Annotated in this window: 23 protein-coding genes and 1 pseudogene; 20 read left to right on the forward strand and 4 right to left on the reverse strand. The window is 64.5% G+C overall.

Annotated features, from left to right (window positions below; genetic code table 11):
• The 3 genes from GR328_RS26980 to GR328_RS25430 form a co-directional block, all read left to right on the forward strand.
• Window positions 1-187, forward strand: a 187-nt coding sequence (locus GR328_RS26980) for a hypothetical protein (RefSeq protein WP_205790308.1), incomplete at its 5' end; no start/stop codon positions are given.
• A gap of 608 nt (window positions 188-795) precedes the next feature.
• A complete protein-coding gene (locus GR328_RS25425; RefSeq protein WP_246216094.1) occupies window positions 796-2,736 on the forward strand; it encodes a M23 family metallopeptidase in 1,941 nt (646 codons plus the stop codon).
• A gap of 5 nt (window positions 2,737-2,741) precedes the next feature.
• A complete protein-coding gene (locus GR328_RS25430; RefSeq protein ID WP_160888453.1) occupies window positions 2,742-3,659 on the forward strand; it encodes an AEC family transporter in 918 nt (305 codons plus the stop codon).
• Here GR328_RS25430 and gluQRS read toward each other — a convergent pair.
• On the reverse strand, window positions 3,638-4,534 hold the full coding sequence (gene gluQRS / locus GR328_RS25435) for a tRNA glutamyl-Q(34) synthetase GluQRS (protein WP_160888454.1): 897 nt from the start codon (window positions 4,532-4,534) through the stop codon (window positions 3,638-3,640). The two genes, GR328_RS25430 and gluQRS, sit on opposite strands and share 22 nt — an antisense overlap.
• 32 nt (window positions 4,535-4,566) lie before the next feature.
• Here gluQRS and GR328_RS25440 point away from each other — a divergent pair, with 32 nt between their 5' ends.
• On the forward strand, window positions 4,567-5,214 hold the full coding sequence (locus GR328_RS25440; protein WP_160888455.1) for a DNA-3-methyladenine glycosylase family protein: 648 nt from the start codon (window positions 4,567-4,569) through the stop codon (window positions 5,212-5,214).
• A gap of 4 nt (window positions 5,215-5,218) precedes the next feature.
• Here GR328_RS25440 and GR328_RS25445 read toward each other — a convergent pair whose 3' ends face one another.
• Window positions 5,219-5,992 (reverse strand): HpcH/HpaI aldolase family protein, encoded by a 774-nt coding sequence (locus GR328_RS25445; RefSeq protein ID WP_160888456.1) that lies wholly within the window; start codon window positions 5,990-5,992, stop codon window positions 5,219-5,221.
• Between the two features lie 172 nt (window positions 5,993-6,164).
• The gene (locus tag GR328_RS25450) at window positions 6,165-6,488 is read right to left on the reverse strand and encodes a DUF1476 domain-containing protein (RefSeq protein ID WP_160888457.1); all 324 of its coding nucleotides are present in this window, start codon (window positions 6,486-6,488) and stop codon (window positions 6,165-6,167) included.
• Window positions 6,489-6,723: 235 nt separating this feature from the next.
• Between GR328_RS25450 and purC the strand changes: the two genes are divergently transcribed.
• From purC to GR328_RS25490, 8 genes are all read left to right on the forward strand, one after another.
• Window positions 6,724-7,518, forward strand: a complete 795-nt coding sequence (gene purC, locus GR328_RS25455) for a phosphoribosylaminoimidazolesuccinocarboxamide synthase (RefSeq protein ID WP_160888458.1) — start codon at window positions 6,724-6,726, stop codon at window positions 7,516-7,518.
• A 101-nt stretch (window positions 7,519-7,619) separates the two neighbouring features.
• Window positions 7,620-8,156, forward strand: a complete 537-nt coding sequence (locus GR328_RS25460; RefSeq protein ID WP_160888459.1) for a hypothetical protein — start codon at window positions 7,620-7,622, stop codon at window positions 8,154-8,156.
• 65 nt (window positions 8,157-8,221) lie between these two features.
• Window positions 8,222-8,461: a phosphoribosylformylglycinamidine synthase subunit PurS gene (gene purS / locus GR328_RS25465; RefSeq protein WP_160888460.1), complete on the forward strand. Its 240-nt coding sequence runs from the start codon at window positions 8,222-8,224 to the stop codon at window positions 8,459-8,461.
• A gap of 84 nt (window positions 8,462-8,545) precedes the next feature.
• The gene (gene purQ, locus GR328_RS25470; RefSeq protein WP_160888461.1) at window positions 8,546-9,244 is read left to right on the forward strand and encodes a phosphoribosylformylglycinamidine synthase subunit PurQ; all 699 of its coding nucleotides are present in this window, start codon (window positions 8,546-8,548) and stop codon (window positions 9,242-9,244) included.
• Window positions 9,245-9,267: 23 nt separating this feature from the next.
• The gene (gene purL, locus GR328_RS25475) at window positions 9,268-11,478 is read left to right on the forward strand and encodes a phosphoribosylformylglycinamidine synthase subunit PurL (protein ID WP_160888462.1); all 2,211 of its coding nucleotides are present in this window, start codon (window positions 9,268-9,270) and stop codon (window positions 11,476-11,478) included.
• Window positions 11,479-11,490: 12 nt separating this feature from the next.
• Window positions 11,491-11,727 carry a BolA family protein gene (locus tag GR328_RS25480; RefSeq protein ID WP_134495007.1) on the forward strand — a complete coding sequence of 79 codons (237 nt, stop codon included), beginning with the start codon at window positions 11,491-11,493 and terminating at the stop codon, window positions 11,725-11,727.
• A gap of 44 nt (window positions 11,728-11,771) precedes the next feature.
• Window positions 11,772-12,107 carry a Grx4 family monothiol glutaredoxin gene (grxD, locus tag GR328_RS25485; protein ID WP_116530676.1) on the forward strand — a complete coding sequence of 112 codons (336 nt, stop codon included), beginning with the start codon at window positions 11,772-11,774 and terminating at the stop codon, window positions 12,105-12,107.
• A gap of 177 nt (window positions 12,108-12,284) precedes the next feature.
• Window positions 12,285-12,605 carry a hypothetical protein gene (locus tag GR328_RS25490; protein ID WP_160888463.1) on the forward strand — a complete coding sequence of 107 codons (321 nt, stop codon included), beginning with the start codon at window positions 12,285-12,287 and terminating at the stop codon, window positions 12,603-12,605.
• Here the strand turns inward: GR328_RS25490 and tlpA are convergent.
• Window positions 12,602-13,270, reverse strand: a complete 669-nt coding sequence (gene tlpA, locus GR328_RS25495; protein WP_160888464.1) for a thiol:disulfide interchange protein TlpA — start codon at window positions 13,268-13,270, stop codon at window positions 12,602-12,604. The two genes, GR328_RS25490 and tlpA, sit on opposite strands and share 4 nt — an antisense overlap.
• A gap of 170 nt (window positions 13,271-13,440) precedes the next feature.
• Here tlpA and lptM point away from each other — a divergent pair, with 170 nt between their 5' ends.
• From lptM to GR328_RS27815, 8 genes and pseudogenes are all read left to right on the forward strand, one after another.
• Window positions 13,441-13,683, forward strand: a complete 243-nt coding sequence (gene lptM, locus GR328_RS25500; RefSeq protein WP_160888465.1) for an LPS translocon maturation chaperone LptM — start codon at window positions 13,441-13,443, stop codon at window positions 13,681-13,683.
• A gap of 9 nt (window positions 13,684-13,692) precedes the next feature.
• Window positions 13,693-14,961 carry a diaminopimelate decarboxylase gene (lysA, locus tag GR328_RS25505; RefSeq protein ID WP_160888466.1) on the forward strand — a complete coding sequence of 423 codons (1,269 nt, stop codon included), beginning with the start codon at window positions 13,693-13,695 and terminating at the stop codon, window positions 14,959-14,961.
• A gap of 180 nt (window positions 14,962-15,141) precedes the next feature.
• Window positions 15,142-17,676: a TIGR02302 family protein gene (locus GR328_RS25510; protein ID WP_160888467.1), complete on the forward strand. Its 2,535-nt coding sequence runs from the start codon at window positions 15,142-15,144 to the stop codon at window positions 17,674-17,676.
• Between the two features lie 99 nt (window positions 17,677-17,775).
• Window positions 17,776-17,967 carry a twin transmembrane helix small protein gene (locus GR328_RS25515; protein ID WP_160888468.1) on the forward strand — a complete coding sequence of 64 codons (192 nt, stop codon included), beginning with the start codon at window positions 17,776-17,778 and terminating at the stop codon, window positions 17,965-17,967.
• Between the two features lie 107 nt (window positions 17,968-18,074).
• Window positions 18,075-18,653 (forward strand): acyloxyacyl hydrolase, encoded by a 579-nt coding sequence (locus tag GR328_RS25520; protein ID WP_160888469.1) that lies wholly within the window; start codon window positions 18,075-18,077, stop codon window positions 18,651-18,653.
• A gap of 26 nt (window positions 18,654-18,679) precedes the next feature.
• Window positions 18,680-19,255 carry a cob(I)yrinic acid a,c-diamide adenosyltransferase gene (locus tag GR328_RS25525; protein ID WP_160888470.1) on the forward strand — a complete coding sequence of 192 codons (576 nt, stop codon included), beginning with the start codon at window positions 18,680-18,682 and terminating at the stop codon, window positions 19,253-19,255.
• A gap of 135 nt (window positions 19,256-19,390) precedes the next feature.
• Window positions 19,391-20,140 (forward strand): rhomboid family intramembrane serine protease, encoded by a 750-nt coding sequence (locus GR328_RS25530; RefSeq protein WP_160888471.1) that lies wholly within the window; start codon window positions 19,391-19,393, stop codon window positions 20,138-20,140.
• 102 nt (window positions 20,141-20,242) lie between these two features.
• A pseudogene (locus GR328_RS27815) lies at window positions 20,243-20,369 on the forward strand (electron transfer flavoprotein subunit beta/FixA family protein); the annotation flags it as partial.

Consider the following 20,369-nt stretch of genomic DNA (forward strand, 5'->3'; position numbering starts at 1 on the left):
CGAAGATCGAAGCGGTGTACTCACCAAAAGCATAGATCAGGTCGATGTCTATTCCATCCGGCCAAAAGACCGGCGCAAGGACACCGCCGCCTACGCTTCTTCTTCCTTCTTCACTTGTCAAAGAGCAGCATCAGAAGATGCAGTTTCCGAAGACAACAGCGCCTCACTCCGGATTTATCCGGCTTGAGCCGCCAACCTGCCAGGGAAACATCGGAACCACCGAATATCGGCAGCGCCACGATGAACCTGATTTAGGATCATTTATCCAGCTTGTCAACCCGGTTTATCGATATTCGAAAACCCGCCGACCCCCATCCGAAGATGAGGCCGTCTCAGGACACGACTGGACCCCGTTTGTCGCAGGGCCGATCGAACCGCTTCCCGAGAAGGCGCTGGCGCCGACCGCGTTGAGCGGCGACGTCGATGGGCGGTTTATAAGCCCGGTCGCTTGGAAGTGTCAACTCGCTTGTGAAAGTTTTTTGACGCCGGATCACTTCAGGCCCTGCCGTTCACAGGTTTCGGCGGGCCTTGCCTCACTCCCGTCACAGTAGCGGCGGAAGCAGCGGACGCGACGAAGCCTCTCTATGAGGGGAGCATCCGGCCAGCTTTTCTCCTGTTATGCTGTGCCTGTGCTTTCTCCTGTGCTAGAGCGCCTCTATCACCTTTGCATGAAGCCAGCCGATCGCGATACCGTCCACCATGAGCCATGTTCCTCCAGATGACAGCCCGCCGAAGCCTTCCCGCCGGGAAGCCTCGCGCCTGACGTCGGGAGTCGAACTGGGGCATGAGCCAGCCTTGAGCGTCAACGGCGGCTCGGCTCCGGAGATCGACAAGCGCGAGATCAACCTGCGCTGGCTCGGCGCCAGCGTCCTGACGGGGGTGACGGGCGCGGTTCTGATCGGTGCGTCCATTCACATCTCCATCGAGGGTGCCACCACCTCTGTCGCGCCCCCTGAGCGCGCCTCCGTTCAGGCCTTTCCCCAGGCCGAGCCGAAGGGGGAGAGGACGACCAACGCTGCCCGGAAGGGCGACCGGCTAAACATGACGGAGCTGATGACGGCCGCAAGGCAGAGCTTCAAGGCGCCCATGACGATCCGCAACGGCGATCGCGAGGCGATCAAGGTGCGCCAGTTCGTCAAGATCGCCACCAACCTGTCCCTTACGGCCGGAACCTATGCCTCCGACATTCCCCCCTTCAATCCTATGCGGCTCTTTGCGGAGGACACTCAGGAGAAGGCCGATCAGGCCCCCGAGTTCTCCGATGCCGACGTATCCTTGCTGCGACGCGATCTGGCCCCTCTGGTCATCGAGGCGAGTGCACCGGCGCTGACGGACGACGACGTCTTGGCCATGCTGGAGGAGGAGCGCCGGGTGGCCGGTGAAACGGGGCGCCGAACCTCTGTTCCGATTCCTGCCCAGCAGATGCTGTCGCGCACCCTGCGCCAACCGGAAGGGCTCGGCGACGCCCTTGCCTATGCTCGCGTCGTGGACGCTCCCTTCAGCACCATCGAAGTTCGGGTGATGCCCGAAAACGTCACCGACCTGCCGAAGATCGAACAGAGGGCCGTCCCGCCTCTCATCGAGGAGCGCGAGGTGATGTTCAGGAAGGGTGAGACTCTGGAAACGGTTCTGCGCAGCTACGGTGCGACCCCGGAGCAGATCGCGGCCATCTCCGCAGCCCTGTCGGCACGGATGAAGGTCGCGGCGATGGGAGAAGGCTCCCGGCTGCGCATTCTCATCGCGCCCGGGCCGCGCCTGGGCGATCCCAAGCAGATCGTGCGCGTCATAGCCTTCGGCGAGAACGGCATCGAGGGGATCGCCGCAACAAACGATCGCGGCGTGTTCGTCTCCGTGACGCCTCCTGAAACATCCTCCGCGCCCAGGGATGTCGCCGATGCACAGGAGGAAGAGGAGGAGGAAGGAAGCAAGGGCGGTGTCAGGCTCTACGAGAGCCTGTACGAGACGGCCATGAAGAACGATCTGTCGCCGGAAACTGTACAGGAGCTGGTTCGCATCTTCGGCTACGACGTCGATTTCCAGCGGCGTGTCGCGCAAGGCGACAGCTTCGAGGTGTTCTTCGGCTCGGACGACGAGGATGGTCCGCCGGAAATTCTATATGCTTCGCTGACGGTCGGGGGCGAGGCACGCAGGGTCTACCGTTTCCAGGGGGAGGACGGGACCATCGAATACTTCGACGAGACGGGCCGCTCCTTGAAGAAGTTCCTGCTCCGCAAGCCGATCACGGACGGCATTCTGCGATCCGGTTTCGGCACGCGCTTCCATCCGATCCTCGGCTATTCGCGGCCGCATACGGGCATCGACTGGGCGAATAAGGTCGGCACGCCGATCCTGGCGGCGGGCAACGGCACTATCCGCTTCGCCGACTGGAAGTCGGGCTACGGCCGCCACATCGAGATTCAGCACGCCAACGGCTACGTGACGACCTATTCGCATATGTCGGGCTTCGCCAAGAACATGGCTCCGGGTGTCAGGGTGCGCCAGGGCCAGGTAATCGGATATCTCGGCAGCACGGGCCTCTCGACCGGCCCGCACCTTCACTATGAAGTGCTGATCAACGGCAGCTTCGTCGATCCGTTGAAGATCCGCTTGCCCCAGGGGCGGGAGCTCGACGGCCGAAGCCTCGCCGAGTTCAAGCGCCAGCGCGAGCAGGTGGACGACCTGATGAACCAGGCGGGCGCAACAGCGAGCCTGTCCCAGCGTGCCGAGTTGCGCTGACCCCGATGCTCGATCTGCTCATGATCGTCTTCCCCGTCTTCGGCCTGATCGGGATCGGCTATCTCGCGCGCCGTACGGGCTTCGTGTCCGAGCGCATGGGCGAGGGCCTGTCGGAATTCGTCTTCACCCTCTCTGTTCCCTGCCTGATCTTCCGCACCCTCGTCAAAGCCGAGATCCCGGAGGCCCAGCCTTGGGGATATTGGGTCTCCTATTTCGCGGGCGTCGCGGTGGCCTGGGTTCTGGCCGCCGTCATCGGCAAACGATTCTTCGGGATCAAAGGCGTATCGGGCGTCGTGGCAGGCTTCTCGGCGGGTCAGGCCAATACCGTCTTCGTCGGCGTGCCGATGATCCTCAAGGCCTATGGGGAGGAAGGCGCCGTCCCGCTCTTCCTGCTGCTGGCGGTGCACCTGCCAGTGACCATGACCTTGGCGACCGTGCTGGCGGAGGGACGCCAGGCCTCACCTTTCGTGATTCTGCGCCGCCTGGCGACCCATCCGATCGTGATCGGCATTCTGGCGGGCTCCGCCCTTCGTCCTGCCGCTCCCCTGGTCCCGTCACCGCTCTGGCAGATCATGGACCTGCTTGCGAGCGCGGCCGTTCCCTGCGCCCTGATCTCCATGGGCATCGCCTTGCACCGCTACGGAATGAAAACGGGCTGGAAGCTGCCGATGGTGATCTCGGTTCTCAAGCTCGTGGTTCACCCGCTCGTGGTGCTCCTGCTCGCCGCTTACGTCTTCCAAATGCCTCCTGTTTGGGCGGGCGTGGCCGTGCTCTTCGCCTCGTGTCCCTCGGGCATCAACGCCTATCTGTTCGCGGAGCGTTATGGCGAGGGCGTGGCACTCGCCTCAAGCGCCGTGACGCTCTCCACCGTGCTGGCGCTGGGCACCACCCTGGTCTGGCTCTATGTGCTGGGCATCGGCTGAGCCGCAAAACCCAGCCTCTGGCGGACCTCGGCCGCCGTCACGCCCCTTGTCCGCAATGCGGACAGCGCTTCCGATCTCCGGCTCTTCGCCAGCTTGTCGCCCCCTGGATCGAGGATCAGGCCATGGTGATGGTAAAGGGGCGTACTCAAGCCCAGCAGCCTCTGGAGGAGCACGTGCAGATCGGTTGCGGCCTCCAGATCCCGGCCGCGCACGACGTGGGTGACGCCCTGCAGCGCGTCGTCCACCACGACGGAGAGATGGTAGCTCGTCGGCACGTCCTTGCGCACGATCACCGCATCTCCCCAGCGCCAGGGCTCCGCCTCGACCAAGTCCGTGGTTCCATCGAGGGAGAACCGCGTGAAGACATGGGGACCCGGAAGGAGGCGGCAGGCCGCCTCGCTGTCGAGCCGCCATGCATGAACCTCCCCGGCGCCGATCCTCCTCGCGACCTCGCCGGACGGAAGCCCCTTGCAGGAGCCCGGATAAAGCGGCGCGCCGTCGGGATCCCGGGGCCATGCCTCACCGCTTTCCGCTTCGATCACCTCAATGCGCTCGGCAATGTGCTTGCGGGAGCAGAAGCAGGGATAAACGAGTCCCCTGCCCTTCAGCCCCTGGAAAGACGATCTGTAATCCGAGAAATGCTCCGATTGCCGGCGCACCGGCCTTTCCCATTCAAGGCCGAGCCAGGCGAGGTCCTCGTCGATTGCTCTCTCGTATTCGGGGCGGCAGCGTGTGATATCAATATCCTCGATGCGCAGGAGGAACCGGCCATCGAACCTCCGGGCGAGCGCATCGTTGAGGAGGGCCGAATAGGCATGACCGAGATGGAGCCGTCCGTTAGGGCTTGGCGCGAATCGGAATACGGGTTTCGTCACAAACAGCCTTCAGGAAACAAGGAACGGAACGGATGGCCACCCTCCTCGAAACGGACGCGGTTCTCAAGAGGGGACTGAAGGCGCTCGCCAAAGCCGATCCCGTGATGGCCCGGCTGATCACGGAGGGAGCGGTTCCGCCATTGCGCAAGCGCCCACCGGGTTTCGAGGGCCTCGCCTGGATCATCGTCGGCCAGCAGGTGTCGACCGCCAGCGCGGCGGCGATATGGGGGCGCCTGCGGACCATCCTCGACCCGCCCGGTCCCGAGCGATTCCTGAGCCTTTCCGACGCGGAGCTGAGAGGGGCGGGCCTCTCGGCCATGAAGGTGCGGACGATCCGCGCCACGGCCACCGAAATCGTCGAAGGGCGTCTGCCGCTCGACCGGCTGCACGACCTTCCGGCCGACGAGGCGCATGATTGCCTCACCCGGGTCAAGGGTATCGGTCCCTGGACGGCCGACATCTATCTGCTCTTCTGCCTCGGCCACCCGGACGCGTTCCCGGGCGGGGACCTCGCAGTGCAGGAGGCGGCCCGGATCGCCTACGGGCTGGACGGGCGCCCCGATGCGAAGACGCTGACGGCCCTTGCGGAGAGCTGGCGACCATGGCGCGGCGTGGCCGCCAAGGTGCTCTGGGCCTACTACCGCGTGGCCAAGGCGCGGGAGGGCAGCCCCGTCACCTGACGGATCATTCCCGTTGCGCGGCCGCCAGAGAGGCCTGAGCGCCGGCCCGCAGCATGCTGATGTCGCTGCCAATGGACACCATGTTGAAACCCTTGCGGGCGAGTTCCCCCGCCCGCACACCCGAAGGCGCATAGATTCCAGAGAGCTTGCGGGCCGCCTTCGCGCGGGCGAGCACATGATCAAGCGCCCTGTCGAGCTCGACGCTCGCCGGATCCACGTCCTTGCCGCCCGACAATGCGATGGAGAGGTCCGCAGGACCGATGAAGACGCCGTCGATGCCGGGCACGTCGAGGATCTCGTCGAGGATGCCGAGCGCCTCCCTGGTCTCCACCATGGCGAAGGCAACCGTCAGGTCATTGGCCCGGCGCAGATAGGCCGAGGGATCGAGACCCGACAGGGACAGCGCGCCGTAAGCGCCCCAGCTGCGCTGCCCCACGGGCGGAAACTTTGTGAAGGAGGCGAAGCGCCGGGCGTCCTCGATGCTGTTGATCATGGGCGCGATCACGCCAGAGACGCCGGCGTCCAGGAATCGGGAGGCGGAGGCGAAATCGCCCACCGGCACCCGGACCAAGGCCGGCTTTCCCGCCGCCGCGATCAGCGGCACAGCCTGGAGGGCGGCGGCGAAATCGATGGAGCCGTGCTGCATGTCCATCACCACCGCATCGAACTCCTCCCGGGCGAGGAGGCCCGGGACGACGGGATTTGGGATCCCGCACCAAGCCGTGAGAAGGGGCGTTCCGGCCTTCAGAAGGTCGGAAAAAGATGGATTGGTCAGCATATGGGGCTCTTTCCTCTAGTCGTGCTTCTCGGCGCGGATGACCACGAACGGACAGGGCTCGGAACATCGGATGTGAAAAGTGGACTTGCACTTTGGGGAAGTCCGATGCTCCATCATGGAAATAGTGTACCGCCTGGTGCGAAGAACCGGTTCCGGTTCTTCGCCCGATCCGCTAGCGCCCCGACTTGATCTCCTCGATGGCCTGGGCCATGAGTTGCTGTAGCTTAGCGCCAAGTTCGTCTTCGTCCACAATCTTGCCCGCGCCGTCGAGATCCTGCCGGATCTTGCGAAGCACATCCGCGTCTCCCGGCTCCTGGAAATCGGCCTGGACGACGCTCCTCGCGTAGGCTTCCGCCTCGTCGCCGGCCTTGCCCAGCCGCCCGGCAACCCAAAGGCCGAGCAGCTTGTTGCGGCGGGCCGTGGCCCTGAAACGAAGTTCCTGATCGTGGGCGAATTGCTTCTCGAAGGCGTCTTCGCGCTCGTTGAAAAGGGTCATGGATGGTCCTCCCAGAGTGATCCCATCATGCGATATAAGGGCGCACTCGCGCCAGCACCATGTCGTTCCCATCTAGAAGAAGGTTCTGACGGAGGCCCAAAGCCTCCCTTCTCCTCTGCGCGTTGTGCTCGTCCCATGGATCGGATAGGTTGCCCTCAAGCGGAGCGCTGGTTTAAAGCCGCGCATACGCCGGCCGCGGAACTGCACCAATATTGACCCAGGAGCCCACGGCACTATGGATTTTCTCAAACCACGGTACACGCCTATGAATCGTCGCCGTCGCGTCTATGAGGGCAAGGCGAAGGTCCTCTATGAGGGCCCCGAACCCGGAACGCTCATCCAGCACTTCAAGGATGACGCCACCGCCTTCAACGCCAAGAAGCATGAAGTGATCGACGGCAAGGGCGTGCTGAACAACCGGATCTCGGAATTCCTCTTCCAGCATCTGAACGACATCGGTGTCCCCACCCATTTCATCCGCCGCCTGAACATGCGCGAGCAGCTGATTCGCGAAGTGGAGATCATTCCCCTCGAGGTCGTCGTGCGTAACGTTGCGGCAGGCTCCCTCGCCAAGAGACTCGGCATCGAGGAGGGCACCCAGCTCCCCCGCTCGATCATCGAATTCTATTACAAGAACGACGAGCTGGGCGATCCGATGGTCTCGGAAGAGCACATCACGGCCTTCGGCTGGGCCTCGCCTCAGGAGATCGACGACATCATGGCCTTGGCCATCCGCGTCAACGACTTCCTGTCCGGCCTCTTCCTCGGCGTCGGTATCCGCCTCGTGGACTTCAAGCTGGAGACCGGCCGCCTCTGGGAGGGCGAGATGATGCGCATCGTCGTCGCCGACGAGATCTCGCCGGATTCCTGCCGCCTGTGGGACATCAAGTCCAAGGACAAGCTCGACAAGGACCGGTTCCGCCGCGACATGGGCGGGCTGGTGGAGGCCTATACGGAGGTGGCCCGCCGCCTCGGGATCCTCTCCGAGAACGAGAACGTCGTCGCGGGCGGCCCGCGCCTCGTGCAGTAAGGCCTGCCGAAGATCCCCGAACGATCAGAGCCCGGCCCCGTGCCGGGCTTTTTCCTGCTCGCCAGTCGACCCGTCCGGCGATTTCGCGCTAGACAACAGCAATGTCGTTTCGTCCGCCCCTCCGCCTCCCCCTTCTCGTCCTAGCGCTCGGCCTGACCAGTTGCGGATACATTCCCCGCCCCGTCGCGGGCGTACCGCCCGGTGCGCCCTGGCAGGCGCTGCCGCTCCGTAAATGGCTCGCCGAGAACCGGGCCGAGCCGATTGCCCTCTCCTTCTGCGTTCCGCCGGAATGCAGCCCCGGCCTGGCAGTGAGCGTGATCCGCCTCACCGGCGAGGACGCGCGGATCACGCAAGCCGTGCTCGAAGACCCGGAGCGCCTCGCCCGCGGCCTCCGCTCGCCTGCGGGCCGGGACAAACCGGTGCGGACCACGGTTTCGGTCGAGCGCCTGAAGGATGTCTCCTATCCGGGCTTCGCGATCAGCCTTGCCCCCGAGAACGGGCAAAAGACCCCGGCCTTCGGCGCGGCCCTGGGCAGGCGTTCCGGGGACGATCTGGAGGTTGTCCTGGTGATCGGCGACTCGGCCGAGGCCGTGCGGAGGACGGCCCGCCGGGTCGCTGCCCGTGAATTTGGCTCCTAAGCCGTTGTTTCTTGCGGCCATTGGCTTTATGGCGTGGGGCAAATCTCCAAACCTCGAGGCCTCCCATGAAAGCTCGCGTCACCGTCACCCTCAAGAACGGCGTTCTCGACCCCCAAGGCAAGGCCATCGAAGGGGCCTTGAGGTCCCTGGGCGTTGAGGGCATCGCCGGTGTGCGCCAGGGCAAGGTCTTCGACATCGAGCTGGAAACGGGCGACAAGGCTGAGGCCGAGGCGTCGCTCAAGGCGGCCTGCGAGAAGCTGCTCGCCAACACCGTGATCGAGAACTACCGCGTCGAATTGATCTGACCGTCGCGACCTCCACGTTTTCCCTGCGCCGCGAGGCGCGGATGGCCGGGACGAGCCCGGCCATGGCGAGAGAAGGATGAGCCCATGAAATCCGCTGTCATCGTCTTCCCCGGCTCCAATCGCGAAGGCGACGTAGTGCGGGCCCTGAAGCAGGCCGGCTCCGACGCCCAGAAGGTCTGGCACGCCGAGACCGAGCTGCCGAAGGGCACGGACCTCGTGGTCCTGCCGGGCGGCTTTTCCTATGGCGACTACCTGCGCTGCGGCGCCATCGCGGGCCGCGCGGCCGTGATGGACGCGGTGCGGGCTCACGCGGCACGCGGCGGCCTCGTGCTCGGCATCTGCAACGGGTTCCAGATCCTGTGCGAATCCGGCCTCCTGCCCGGCATTCTGATGCGCAATGCCAATCTCAAGTTCATCTGCCATCGTCAGTTCCTGAAAGTGGAGCGCAACGACACCGCCTTCACCAGGGCTTATGCGCAGGGCCAGGCCATCGACGTCTGCGTCGCGCACGGCGAGGGCAACTACACGGCGGACGCGGAGACGCTGAAGCGGCTGGAGGGCGAGGGTCTCGTTGCCTTCCGCTATTGCGACGCCTATGGCCATGTGACGGCCGACGCCAACCGAAACGGTTCCATGAACTCCATCGCGGGCATCTATTCCGACAAGCTCAACGTGCTCGGCATGATGCCTCATCCGGAAAACCTGATCGAAGACCTCGTGGGCGGGACCGACGGGCGCGGCCTGTTCGAGAGCCTCGTGTCGTCCTTCCCCCGCGCTGCCTGATCCCTCCAGATTACGAGACCCTGATGATCCGCAACGACGTCGCCATCACCCCGGAGCTGGTCAAGGAGCACGGGCTGAAGCCTGACGAGTACGACCGCTTCGTGAAACTCATCGGCCGCGAGCCGACGCTCACCGAACTCGGCATCGTCTCCGCCATGTGGAACGAACACTGTTCGTACAAGTCCTCGCGCATCCATCTGCGCGGCCTGCCGACCAAGGCGCCCTGGGTGATCCAGGGGCCAGGCGAGAACGCGGGCGTGATCGATATCGGCGACGGGCTGGCCTGCATCTTCAAAATGGAGAGCCACAATCACCCCTCCTTCATCGAGCCCTATCAGGGCGCGGCGACGGGCGTGGGCGGAATCCTGCGCGACGTGTTCACCATGGGCGCGCGCCCGATCGCGGCCCTGAACTTCCTGCGCTTCGGCGAGCCTGACCACCCTAAGACCCCGCACCTCGTGTCGGGCGTGGTCGCGGGCATCGGCGGCTACGGCAATTCCTTCGGCGTGCCCACTGTCGGCGGCAGCGTCGGCTTCGACAAGCGCTACAACGGCAACATTCTCGTCAACGCCATGGCGGTCGGCCTCGCCCGTACCGACGAGATCTTCTACGCGAAGGCTACGGGCATCGGAAACCCGATCGTCTATCTCGGCTCCAAGACCGGCCGCGACGGCATTCACGGCGCGACCATGGCTTCCGCCGAGTTCGACGATGCGTCGGAGGAGAAGCGCCCCACCGTGCAGGTCGGCGACCCGTTCGCCGAGAAGCTGCTTCTCGAAGCCTGCCTCGAGCTCATGAAGTCGGGCGCGGTGATCGCGATCCAGGACATGGGCGCTGCCGGCCTTACCAGCTCCGCGGTAGAGATGGGCGCGAAGGGCAATCTCGGCGTCGAGCTCGACCTCGACAAGGTGCCCTGCCGCGAGGAGGGCATGACGGCCTACGAAATGATGCTGTCCGAGAGCCAGGAGCGCATGCTCATGGTGCTCAAACCGGGCATGGAGAAGGAGGCGGAAGCCATCTTCCACAAGTGGGGCCTGGACTTCGCGGTGATCGGCAAGACCACCGATACGCTTCGCTTCGTCATCAAGCATCAGGGCGAGGTGAAGGCCGACCTCCCCATCAAGGAACTCGGCGACGAGGCTCCGGTCTATGACCGCCCATGGGTGGAAAGCCCTAAGCAGCCCGTAATCGCGCCGGACAGCGTCGAGGCTCCCCTGTCGGAGGCCGAGGCGCTCCTGAAGCTCGTCGGCTCGCCGGATCAGTGCTCCAAACGCTGGGTATGGGAGCAATACGATCATCTCATCCTCGGCAACACGGTGCAGGCCCCCGGGGGCGACGCGGCCATCGTGCGCGTCGAGGACGGCCCGAAGGGTCTCGCGCTCACCACCGACGTGACGCCGCGCTATTGCGAGGCCGATCCCTTCGAGGGCGGCAAGCAGGCGGTGGCGGAAGCTTGGCGCAACATCACGGCCGTGGGCGGCCTGCCGCTGGCGATCACCGACAACCTCAACTTCGCAAGTCCCGAGCGGCCCGAATCCATGGGCCAGTTCGTCGGCTGCCTGAGGGGCATCGGCGAGGCCTGCCGCGCCCTCAACTTCCCGGTCGTGTCCGGAAACGTCTCGCTCTACAACGAGACCAACGGCCAGGGCATCCTCCCCACTCCCGCCATCGGCGGCGTGGGCCTCGTCGACGATGTGACGGTGAACGCCTCCATCGCCTTCAGGAACGAGGGCGAGGCGATCATCCTGATCGGCGCCACGAGCGGCTGGCTCGGCCAGTCCATCTATCTCCGCGACGTCTGCGGCCGCGAGGAGGGTGCCCCGCCCCCGGTGGATCTCGTGCAGGAGAAGCGCAACGGCGACTTCATCCGCCAGCTCATCCGCTCGGGTCAGGTGAAGACGGTGCACGATTGTTCCGACGGCGGCATCGCGCTGGCATTGGCTGAGATGGCCATGGCAGGCAATGTGGGCGCCGAGATCACGGCGGTTCCGGAGAACATGCCGCTCCATGCCTTCCTCTTCGGAGAGGATCAGGCACGCTATCTCATCGCCGTCGATGAGGACGCGGCCGCCGACATTCTCTATGAGGCTGGTGCTCTCGGCATTCCGGCCGTGACGCTGGGCATGACGGGCGGCGATTCGTTGATTCTGCCGGGCCAGCAGGCCATATCCGTGAAGCAGTTGAAGAACGCTCACGAATCCTGGCTGCCCGAGTACATGGCCGGGAAGGCCTGAGGAGTTTTATCCATGGCAATGGACGCACGCGATATCGAGAGCATGATCAAGGCCGCCCTGCCGGACGCGGTCGTGGAGATCAAGGACCTGGCGGGCGATGGCGATCACTACGCCGCCACCGTCACGTCCTCGGCCTTCAAGGGCAAGTCCCGGGTCCAGCAGCACCAGATGGTCTATGCAGCGCTGCAAGGCCGCATGGGTGGAGCGCTCCACGCCCTTGCATTGACGACGCTGGCGCCCGACAATTGAAACATCACCCCAGCGCCTTGACCGCTGCGGAACAGGAGATTTCCATGGCTGACGCCAACCAGATCATCGACAACGAAGTAAAGTCCAACGACGTCGTGCTGTTCATGAAGGGCACGCCGCAATTCCCCATGTGCGGGTTCTCGGGCCAGGTGGTTCAGATTCTCAACTATCTCGGCGTCCCTTACAAGGGAATCAACGTGCTCGAGGACGAGACCATCCGCCAGGGAATCAAGGACTATTCCAACTGGCCCACCATTCCCCAACTCTATGTGAAGGGCGAGTTCATCGGCGGCTGCGACATCACCCGCGAGATGTTCCAGGCCGGAGAGCTGCAGCAGCTTTTCGCCGACAAGGGCATCCAGGTTCAGCAGAGCGCCTGATCGCGTCTCTTTTCGAATGTATGAGAGCGGGGCCATCGCCCCGCTTTTTTGTTGCGTCGGAATCTTCGGACGGGGCGGTTTATGTCGCATTCCGAAGAACCGCCCGGCTTTCTACAAAGGTCTACGACACAGCCGCTCACAACAAGCAGAACCGGGCGGCGAAATCGGGGGTCTTCCATGTTCGAGACAGAGGGGACGAACGTCGTCCCGTTCAAGCCGCGCGCAAAGGCGGCGCACCATCCGAAAACCATCCTGGAACGGGTCTATGCAGCCGGCTCGCTGGCCGTGCAGGCGGATGACGTCGCCACCAAAATGGCGGCCAGGATGCTTCAACGCCTCGGATTTCTCGTGATCGAGGAAATTTCAGCCGACAGCACCCCACGCCTGCTCGACAAAGAGGAGATCCGCCAGGCCATGGGCCGCCCTTGGCGGCTCTCGAAACCCGCCTTCTCGGGCGAGCCCGGACAGCCTGACGGCGAGGGCGTCTTCCGGATTTAGGGGCGTCCCAAAGCCGCGCGGACGAAGGCCAGCGCATCGGGAGAGGCCCACTCCGCCGGACCTTTCAGGAGCGCGACCTCGCAGCCCGAGGCATCGACGACGAAGGTCGTGGGCAGGCCGACCACATGGCCCGATTTCTGCAGAACCTGGAGCAGCTTGCCTCGCGGTTCGGCATAATAGGCCAGGTTCTGGATACCGTTCTCCTGCAGCCATGCCCTGGGCTTCTCAGGGTTGCGGGTATCCACGTTGATCGCGACGACCTCGAAATCGGCCGCGCCCAGCTCGGCCTGCAGCCTGTCGAGCGCGGGCATCTCCTCGCGGCAGGGGACGCACCAGGTCGCCCAGAGATTGACGAGAATTGTCTTGCCCTTGAAATCGGACAGGCTCAGCCCCTGGCCTTCCGGGCCATTGAAGGCAATTGCGGGCGGCGGCTTGGGTGCGCTGCTGACGTTGAGAGCGGCAAGCTCACCCTTCGCCAGCGGCTCGAGGCGCTCCGCCACCGTCGCCGAGGCGCGGCATTCGTCCACCTGAGCGGTTTCGGCTCCCGTATGGGAGAAACCATACCAAGCCCCGCCTGCACCCAGCAGGGCGAGGGCAGCGAGACCGGCAAGCCGGAAGCGGCCGTGGGACCTCGGAGTTTTCAGGGATTCCGGTGTGTTCGACATGGGCCCGATGTGGCCCTTTTTCGGTCAAGCCTCAAGTCCCAAGCCGACAGACCTCCATCACGATGCCGTGGAGCGCGGGCGACTTAGGACGGATGGTCCGAAGTCTCACCTTGCCTCTCGCATTGGCGCTTGCTTCCCGTTATGGTGCCGCCACGTTTCGGAGCCTGTTGATGTCGACCTGCGTTTCCTACTCCCGTGCGGCCCTGGTGGCCGGCCTCATCGTCCTCGGCCTTTCGGCCTGCGGCCGTCGCGGCGCGCTTGAGCCGCCTCCGGGCTCCGCCGCAGCCCAGGCGCAGCAGCAGGAAGCCGCAGACCAGCCCACCCTGCCCTCACCGGTCGGCACCCCGCGCTCGCGAGATACGCGCGGCTATACCATTCCCAACAAGCCCTTTATCCTCGATCCGCTGCTTTAAGGCCGACCGATGCACCATTTCGCCTATCGCGACGGCATCCTCCATGCGGAGGACGTCAGCCTGCGTCGCCTCGCCGACGAGGTCGGGACCCCGTTCTATTGCTACTCCACGGCTACGCTGGAGAGGCATTATCGTGTTTTCGCGGAAGCCTTTGCGGATACCGACACCCTCGTCTGCTATGCCATGAAGGCGAATTCCAATCAGGCCGTGCTCAAGACCCTGGGCCACTTGGGCGCGGGCATGGATATCGTGTCGGAGGGCGAGCTCCGCCGTGCGCTGGCAGCCGGCATACCAGCCGAGCGTGTGGTGTTCTCCGGCGTCGGCAAGGCGAAGTCCGAAATGGCCTTCGCCCTCGACAGCGGCATCCTCTGCTTCAATGTGGAATCCGAGCCGGAGCTCGAGACGCTCTCCGAGGTCGCCGCTTCCAAGGGCAGGCGAGCTCCGATCTCGATCCGAATCAACCCGGACGTGGACGCCAAGACCCACCAGAAGATCTCGACGGGCAAATCCGAGAACAAGTTCGGCATTCCGATCTCCCGCGCCCGCGAGGTCTATGCTCGCGCCGCCCAATTGAAGGGCATCGAGATCACCGGCGTCGACATGCATATCGGCAGCCAGATCACGGATCTCTCGCCCTTCGACAATGCCACTGCGCTGCTGGCCGAGCTCGCCCGCGACCTAATGGCGGACGGGCACAGGCTCCATCACATCGATCTCGGCGGAGGGCTCGGAGTGCCCTATCGCGACGACAACGAGCCGCCGCCCGATCCGCAGGCCTATGCCCGGATCATCAAGCGGCACACGCAGGACCTCGGCCTCAAGCTCGTCTTCGAGATGGGACGCCTGATCGCCGGCAATGCGGGCATTCTCGTCGCGAAGGTCATCTACGTGAAGGAAGGCGCCGACCGCACCTTCGTGATCGTCGATGCGGCGATGAACGATCTCATCCGCCCGACGCTCTACGAGGCGTATCACAACATCAAGCCGGTGGCCGAGCCTTCTCCGAGGACTCCTCGGATCGTCGCCGACGTGGTCGGCCCCGTCTGCGAGACCGGCGATTATCTCGCGCTCTCCCGCGACATGCCGGCCGTGAAGCCGGGCGACCTCATCGCCGTGATGACGGCGGGCGCCTATGGCGCGGTTCAGGCCAACACCTACAACACGCGCCTGCTCGTGCCCGAGGTTCTGGTGCGCGGTTCGGACAGCGCCGTCGTGCGCCCGCGCCCCACCTACGAGGATCTGATCGGACTCGACAGAATTCCGGACTGGCTGGCGTGAGCCCATGAACCGGGCTCCTCCTCGACGGTTGTCCTGTCAGTGACGAGGATGTGAACGCGGCACCGTCTGGAACTCCTCCTTGCGGCGCTTTGTGCCCATTTGGCGACTGGTCATCCGGGCGCGGCGTGCTAGCTTCTCGCTGGGGGCGTTGGCACAATCCGTGCTGCGGAGACTTTTGGCATGAGCGAAGGCCCGAACCCATCGCCTGCGCAGAGCACCCTGAGCAAGAGGTTCGGGCGCCTGGTCAATCAGGCGCGCTGGTCTCTGTGGTGGGAGGAAGCCTGGCCCCGGATCTGGCTGCCGCTCGCCATCGTTCTTCTGTTCCTCACGCTGTCCTGGCTCGGCCTGTGGCTCGATGCCACCCCCTTCTGGCGCTCGATCGGCCTCGGCCTGTTCACCGCCGCGTTTCTTCTTTCCCTCTGGCCGCTCCTGCGCCTGCGCATGCCGAGCCGCATGCGGGCGCTCGACCGCCTCGACCGCGACACGGGCCTGCCCCACGGTCCTGCGAGGGTGCTCGCCGACAGCCTGGCACTCGGGTCGAGCGACCCCGGCACCCGGGCGCTGTGGTCGCTCCATCGCAAGCGGGCCGAGGATACCATTGCCCGGATGCGGGTGTCTCCGCCCCGGCCCGACATGCCCCGGCGCGACCGCTATGCCCTGCGGGCCGCGGGCGTTCTCGCCCTCGTGACAAGCGCTTTCGTGGCGGGTCCGGAGATCGGCTCACGCCTCAAGGCGGCCTTCGACTGGCGCGAGATTTCGGCCTCGGCGCCCTCCTTCCGGATCGACGGATGGATCGACCCGCCGCTCTACACCCGCATGCCCCCGCTCATGATCGATCTCGCGAAGAGCCAGTCTCTCCGTGCGCCTATCCGCTCCACCATCGTCATCCGGGTGGCGGGTGACGGCACGGCAGAGATCAAGGCCGGGAAGGGACTGACCACGCTGCCGCCGAAAGGCAACCAGCGCGCGGATCTCCGCGAGGAACGATACGTGCTCGAGGGCAACAGCGAGCTGACCGTCAGCACAGGCTTTGCCAACAGCGTCACGCTCAATCTGGAGGCCATACCAGACCGCATTCCTGAGATTGCTTTCGTCGGGCCGCCGGAGATCAATGCGCGGGGCACCTTTACCCTCGTTTACAAGGGAAGGGACGATTACGGCATCGCCTCCCTCGAGGGCCAGGTCGAGAAGGCCGACGGCAGCAAGGGCCGCTCCCTGGTCGCGGCTCCTCCTCTTACGCTTGCCCTTCCGAGCCACGAAGAGAACGCGCCCGAAACCCGCTCCCCTGTCGATCTGACGAACCATCCCTGGGCCGGGGCACCGGTTACGGTCCGGCTCAGGGCCAAGGACGAGGCCGGCCAGGAGGCCACGAGCGAGGCCATCACCTTCACGTTGCCGCAGCGCCCCTTCACGAATCTGCTTGCGAAGGCCCTCGTGGAACAGCGCCGCAATCTCGTGCTCGCTCCCGACGACCGCAAGCGGGTGCAGACGGCCCTCGACGCCCTTCTCATCGAGCCGGCCGAGTTTACGCCGCAATGGGGAGTGTTCATGGGCCTGCGCGCGGCTGCCGAGCGCCTGCGCGTCGCCAAGACGGACGAAGCGCTGCTCGACGTTGCCGACTGGCTCTGGAGCATGGCGCTTCAGATCGAGGACGGGAACCTCTCCGACGCCGAGCAGCAGCTGCGCGCGGCACAGGAGCGCCTGAAGGAGGCCATGGAGCGCGGCGCGACGGATGACGAGATCAAGCGCCTCACGGACGAACTGCGGCAGGCGATGGACAGATTCCTGCGCGAATTCGCCCAGCGCATGCAGCAGAACCAACAGGCCGATAATCAGAATCAGCGCGCCCCTGATCGGGTGATCTCGCAGGACGATCTCAACCGCATGCTCCAGCAGATGGAAGACGCAATGCGTCGTGGAGACATGGCGGAGGCTCAGCGCCTTCTCGAACAGCTGCGCAACATTCTCGAGAACCTGCAGACGGCACAGCCCAACAGCCGCATGACGGATCCGCTCTCGCGCGAGATGAACCAGGCCATGCGCGATCTCGAAGACATGACGCGCGAGCAGCAGGACCTGCGTGACGAGACATTCCGCCGCGGTCAGAACCGACGTATGCAGGAAGGCGACCGCAATGCACCCCGTCAGGGCCAACGCCAGCAGGGGCAGCAGGGCGAAGGTCAGGAACAGGGCGAAAACGGAGCCGGCGAGCAGGACCTCCAGCAAAGACAGCAGGCGCTCCGCGAGCGGCTTCAGGAACTGCAGAGGCGCATGGAAGGCATGGGCATGGAGGCCGAAGAGGGATTCGGCGAGGCAGAAGGCGCCATGCGCGAGGCCGAGGGCGCACTCGGCGAAGGCCAGGACGGCCCTGCCGTCGATGCGCAAGGGCGCGCCCTCGAAAGTCTGCGCCAGGGCATGCAGGGCATGGCCCAGCAGATGCAGCAGGGCCAGGGGAGCCAGCAGGCCGGCGATCAGCCCGGTCAGGGTGAGCCGCAGGGATCCGGGCAGGCCGGGCAGCAGAACAACGATCCGCTGGGGCGACCCACCCGGAGCAGGGACTACATGGACAACAGCCGCGAGGGCGTTCCCAGCGTCAACGAGTCGCCTGCCCAGCGGGCCCAACGCATCCTGGAGGAGCTGCGGCGCAAGCTCGGAGACCCGACGAGGCCGCAGGAAGAGCTCGATTACTTCGAGCGGCTGCTTCGCAGGAACTAGGTTTGAGGGTAAGAGGGAGGCAGCAACAGGAGCTCGAGGCTCCGCCTCCCCTCCCCCGGATCACGGATTGCCGGATCCAGACCCACCTGTGGAATTCCGATGACCAGTTTTGCCGATATCCTTGTGCCGATCGCGGTCATAGCCGTTGCGTTCGTTCTGCTGCTCGGCCTCATCAACATGTTGCGCGGCGGCAGCGCGAGCCGCTCGCAGCACCTCATGCGCATACGCGTCCTGCTTCAGTTTCTGGCGATCATCGTGATTATGGGCGTTATCTGGTGGAGGGCGGCCTAGCCATCACCTTATTGACACTTTTCCGCCACGGTTTGTATTAAGAGATCATTAGCCATACGGGCCTACCCTGATGGCCTCTCTCATTTCAAGCGGCGGATTCCTTCATAATGCATGTCAGCAGAGCCATCGGCTTGAGTCTTTCCATCCTTCTCGCAGGATCGACGAGCCTTCTCGCTGCCGACGCCAGGAAGCAATCCGCTCAACCGAGCATTCTCTCGGAATTCCGCATCGGTTTTTCGGCACAGGATCCCTGGGGGTCCGAAGGCGATGACGGCTCGGCCAATCTCACGGGCGAAATCCTTCTCGCGAAGCCCTTCACCGCCTCGGACCTGTTCACGAGCTATTTCATTCCCCGCCCGCATTTCGGCGGCAGCCTGAATTTCGACGGCCGGACGGACTTCGCTTATACGGGCCTCACCTGGACCGTCGACGTCACGCCCTCGCTGTTCGTCGAAGGCAGCATCGGCGGTGCGTTCCACAACGGCAAGAAGGATGCCAACGACCCCTTCTCGGACCGCCGGGCCCTGGGCTGCTCCCCTCTTTTCCGCGAATCCGGCTCGGTGGGCGTGCGCCTCTCCGCCAACTGGAGCGTGGTGGCCACGATCGAGCATCTCTCCAGTGCCGGCTCCTGCTCCGAAAATCGGGGCTTGACGAATATCGGCGCACGGGTTGGGTATTCGTTCTAACGAACCCTCTCGAAGCCGGGCCCGTCATGGTCGTACTCAATCGCATCTATACCCGCACCGGGGACAAGGGCACCACGGCGCTTGCCGCCGGGGGACGCCGCCCCAAGCACGACCTGCGCATCGAGGCCTTCGGCACGGTGGATGAAACCAATGCCTGCATCGGCCTGGTTCGCCTGCACACAGCGGGGCAGCCGATCGATGCCATGCTGAGCCGCATCCAGAATGATCTCTTCGATCTTGGCGCCGATCTCGCAACTGTCGAGACGGGCAAGCCGCTTCCCTATGATCCGCTCCGTATCACCCAAGCCCAGGTCGACAGGCTCGAGAAGGAGATCGACGCGCTGAACGCGGATCTCGCGCCCCTGCGCTCCTTCGTTCTGCCGGGCGGCACTCCCGCCGCCGCCGCCCTGCACCTGGCCCGCACCGTCTGCCGCCGGGCCGAGCGCAACGTGGTCGAGCTCACGCAGAAGCCCAACGAAACAGTGTCCGAAGAGGTTGTGAAATATCTCAACCGGCTGTCGGATTTCCTTTTCGTGGCCTCGCGCCATATCAACGACAGGGGCGCCTTGGACGTTCTGTGGGTTCCCGGCCAAAACCGGTAGCGCATCGCGCGAATTGCAACCCTGGCGTTTCGTTGGCGGCGGCGCGAGCCTCCGGTTCGCACAGGGCGAGAGACAGGCACCGGCTACGCCCAAAAGCCGATTTCACCCGTGGATCCGATACGATAGGAGCGGATCATGTTTCTTCCGCTTCACGACGGCGTGCCTCTCCGGCACATGAAAACGCCCGTGGTCGCGCGATCTCTGATCGCGGCCTGCACGCTCGTACACCTTCTCTTCGTCTTCGGGCCCATCGGACCCGACGAGATGGTGGGAGGCCTGGGCCTCATCCCGGCCGTTCTGTTCGGCTTCGAAACCCTGCCCGAAGGCTATCCCTTCGTGCCGATCTGGATGACTCTCGGCACCAACATCTTCCTGCATGGATCGTGGTTTCACCTGATCGGCAACATGCTGTTCCTGTGGGTTTTCGGCGACAATGTGGAGGACGCGATGGGGCACCTGCGCTTTCTCACCTTCTTCCTCATATGCGGCGTCCTCGCCAGCCTGACTCATGCCCTCGCATCCTTCTACGTAGCGGGAGCGAGCCTGCCGGGCACCTTCATCCTTCCGACCCCGCAACGCCCTCTCATCGGCGCTTCGGGGGGCGTGTCGGGTATCGTGGCCGCCTATGTCATCCTGTACCCGCGCGTGCGGATCTGGGCCCTGTTCCTCGGCGGGATACCATTACGCCTTCCTGCCTACTGGGCCATCGGCTTCTGGTTCGCCGTACAATTCGTTTCAGCCTTTTTCGGCGCGGATGAGGGCGTCGGCTGGTTTGCCCATCTTGGCGGGTTCATCGCAGGCGCTATTCTCATTCCGATCATGCGTCACCGGTACGATCCGGTTCTGGCCCGTGCCGCGGCGCAGGAATTGCAGACGCCGCGTTGACTTTCGAGGGCTTAAGGCTACGGTCCGTTCCGCCTTTTTCTATCTGTCCGGAGAGCGTCCCATGGATCGTATCCGGACCTGACCTTCAATGAGGACAGACGAATGAAGCTTCTTGTGTGCGTGAAGCGGGTTGTTGACTACAACGTGAAGATCCGGGTGAAGCCGGACGGGTCTGGCGTTGAGCTTTCGAACGTGAAGATGTCGATGAACCCCTTTGACGAGATTGCCG

Origin of the sequence: Microvirga makkahensis, from assembly GCF_009830105.1 — a bacterium.
GTDB classification, from domain to species: Bacteria; Pseudomonadota; Alphaproteobacteria; order Rhizobiales; family Beijerinckiaceae; genus Microvirga; species Microvirga makkahensis.

Excerpts from the sequence above, each read along its gene's own strand:
- GR328_RS25430 (WP_160888453.1), top strand. The coding sequence starts at position 2,742 with ATGCTCGATCTGCTCATGATCGTCTTCCCCGTCTTCGGCCTGATCGGG.
- GR328_RS25440 (WP_160888455.1), top strand. The coding sequence starts at position 4,567 with ATGGCCACCCTCCTCGAAACGGACGCGGTTCTCAAGAGGGGACTGAAG.
- GR328_RS25445 (WP_160888456.1), bottom strand. The coding sequence starts at position 5,992 with ATGCTGACCAATCCATCTTTTTCCGACCTTCTGAAGGCCGGAACGCCC.
- GR328_RS25450 (WP_160888457.1), bottom strand. The coding sequence starts at position 6,488 with ATGACCCTTTTCAACGAGCGCGAAGACGCCTTCGAGAAGCAATTCGCC.
- purC (WP_160888458.1), top strand. The coding sequence starts at position 6,724 with ATGGATTTTCTCAAACCACGGTACACGCCTATGAATCGTCGCCGTCGC.
- GR328_RS25460 (WP_160888459.1), top strand. The coding sequence starts at position 7,620 with ATGTCGTTTCGTCCGCCCCTCCGCCTCCCCCTTCTCGTCCTAGCGCTC.
- purS (WP_160888460.1), top strand. The coding sequence starts at position 8,222 with ATGAAAGCTCGCGTCACCGTCACCCTCAAGAACGGCGTTCTCGACCCC.
- purQ (WP_160888461.1), top strand. The coding sequence starts at position 8,546 with ATGAAATCCGCTGTCATCGTCTTCCCCGGCTCCAATCGCGAAGGCGAC.
- purL (WP_160888462.1), top strand. The coding sequence starts at position 9,268 with ATGATCCGCAACGACGTCGCCATCACCCCGGAGCTGGTCAAGGAGCAC.
- GR328_RS25480 (WP_134495007.1), top strand. The coding sequence starts at position 11,491 with ATGGCAATGGACGCACGCGATATCGAGAGCATGATCAAGGCCGCCCTG.
- grxD (WP_116530676.1), top strand. The coding sequence starts at position 11,772 with ATGGCTGACGCCAACCAGATCATCGACAACGAAGTAAAGTCCAACGAC.
- GR328_RS25490 (WP_160888463.1), top strand. The coding sequence starts at position 12,285 with ATGTTCGAGACAGAGGGGACGAACGTCGTCCCGTTCAAGCCGCGCGCA.
- tlpA (WP_160888464.1), bottom strand. The coding sequence starts at position 13,270 with ATGTCGAACACACCGGAATCCCTGAAAACTCCGAGGTCCCACGGCCGC.
- lptM (WP_160888465.1), top strand. The coding sequence starts at position 13,441 with ATGTCGACCTGCGTTTCCTACTCCCGTGCGGCCCTGGTGGCCGGCCTC.
- lysA (WP_160888466.1), top strand. The coding sequence starts at position 13,693 with ATGCACCATTTCGCCTATCGCGACGGCATCCTCCATGCGGAGGACGTC.
- GR328_RS25510 (WP_160888467.1), top strand. The coding sequence starts at position 15,142 with ATGAGCGAAGGCCCGAACCCATCGCCTGCGCAGAGCACCCTGAGCAAG.
- GR328_RS25515 (WP_160888468.1), top strand. The coding sequence starts at position 17,776 with ATGACCAGTTTTGCCGATATCCTTGTGCCGATCGCGGTCATAGCCGTT.
- GR328_RS25520 (WP_160888469.1), top strand. The coding sequence starts at position 18,075 with ATGCATGTCAGCAGAGCCATCGGCTTGAGTCTTTCCATCCTTCTCGCA.
- GR328_RS25525 (WP_160888470.1), top strand. The coding sequence starts at position 18,680 with ATGGTCGTACTCAATCGCATCTATACCCGCACCGGGGACAAGGGCACC.
- GR328_RS25530 (WP_160888471.1), top strand. The coding sequence starts at position 19,391 with ATGTTTCTTCCGCTTCACGACGGCGTGCCTCTCCGGCACATGAAAACG.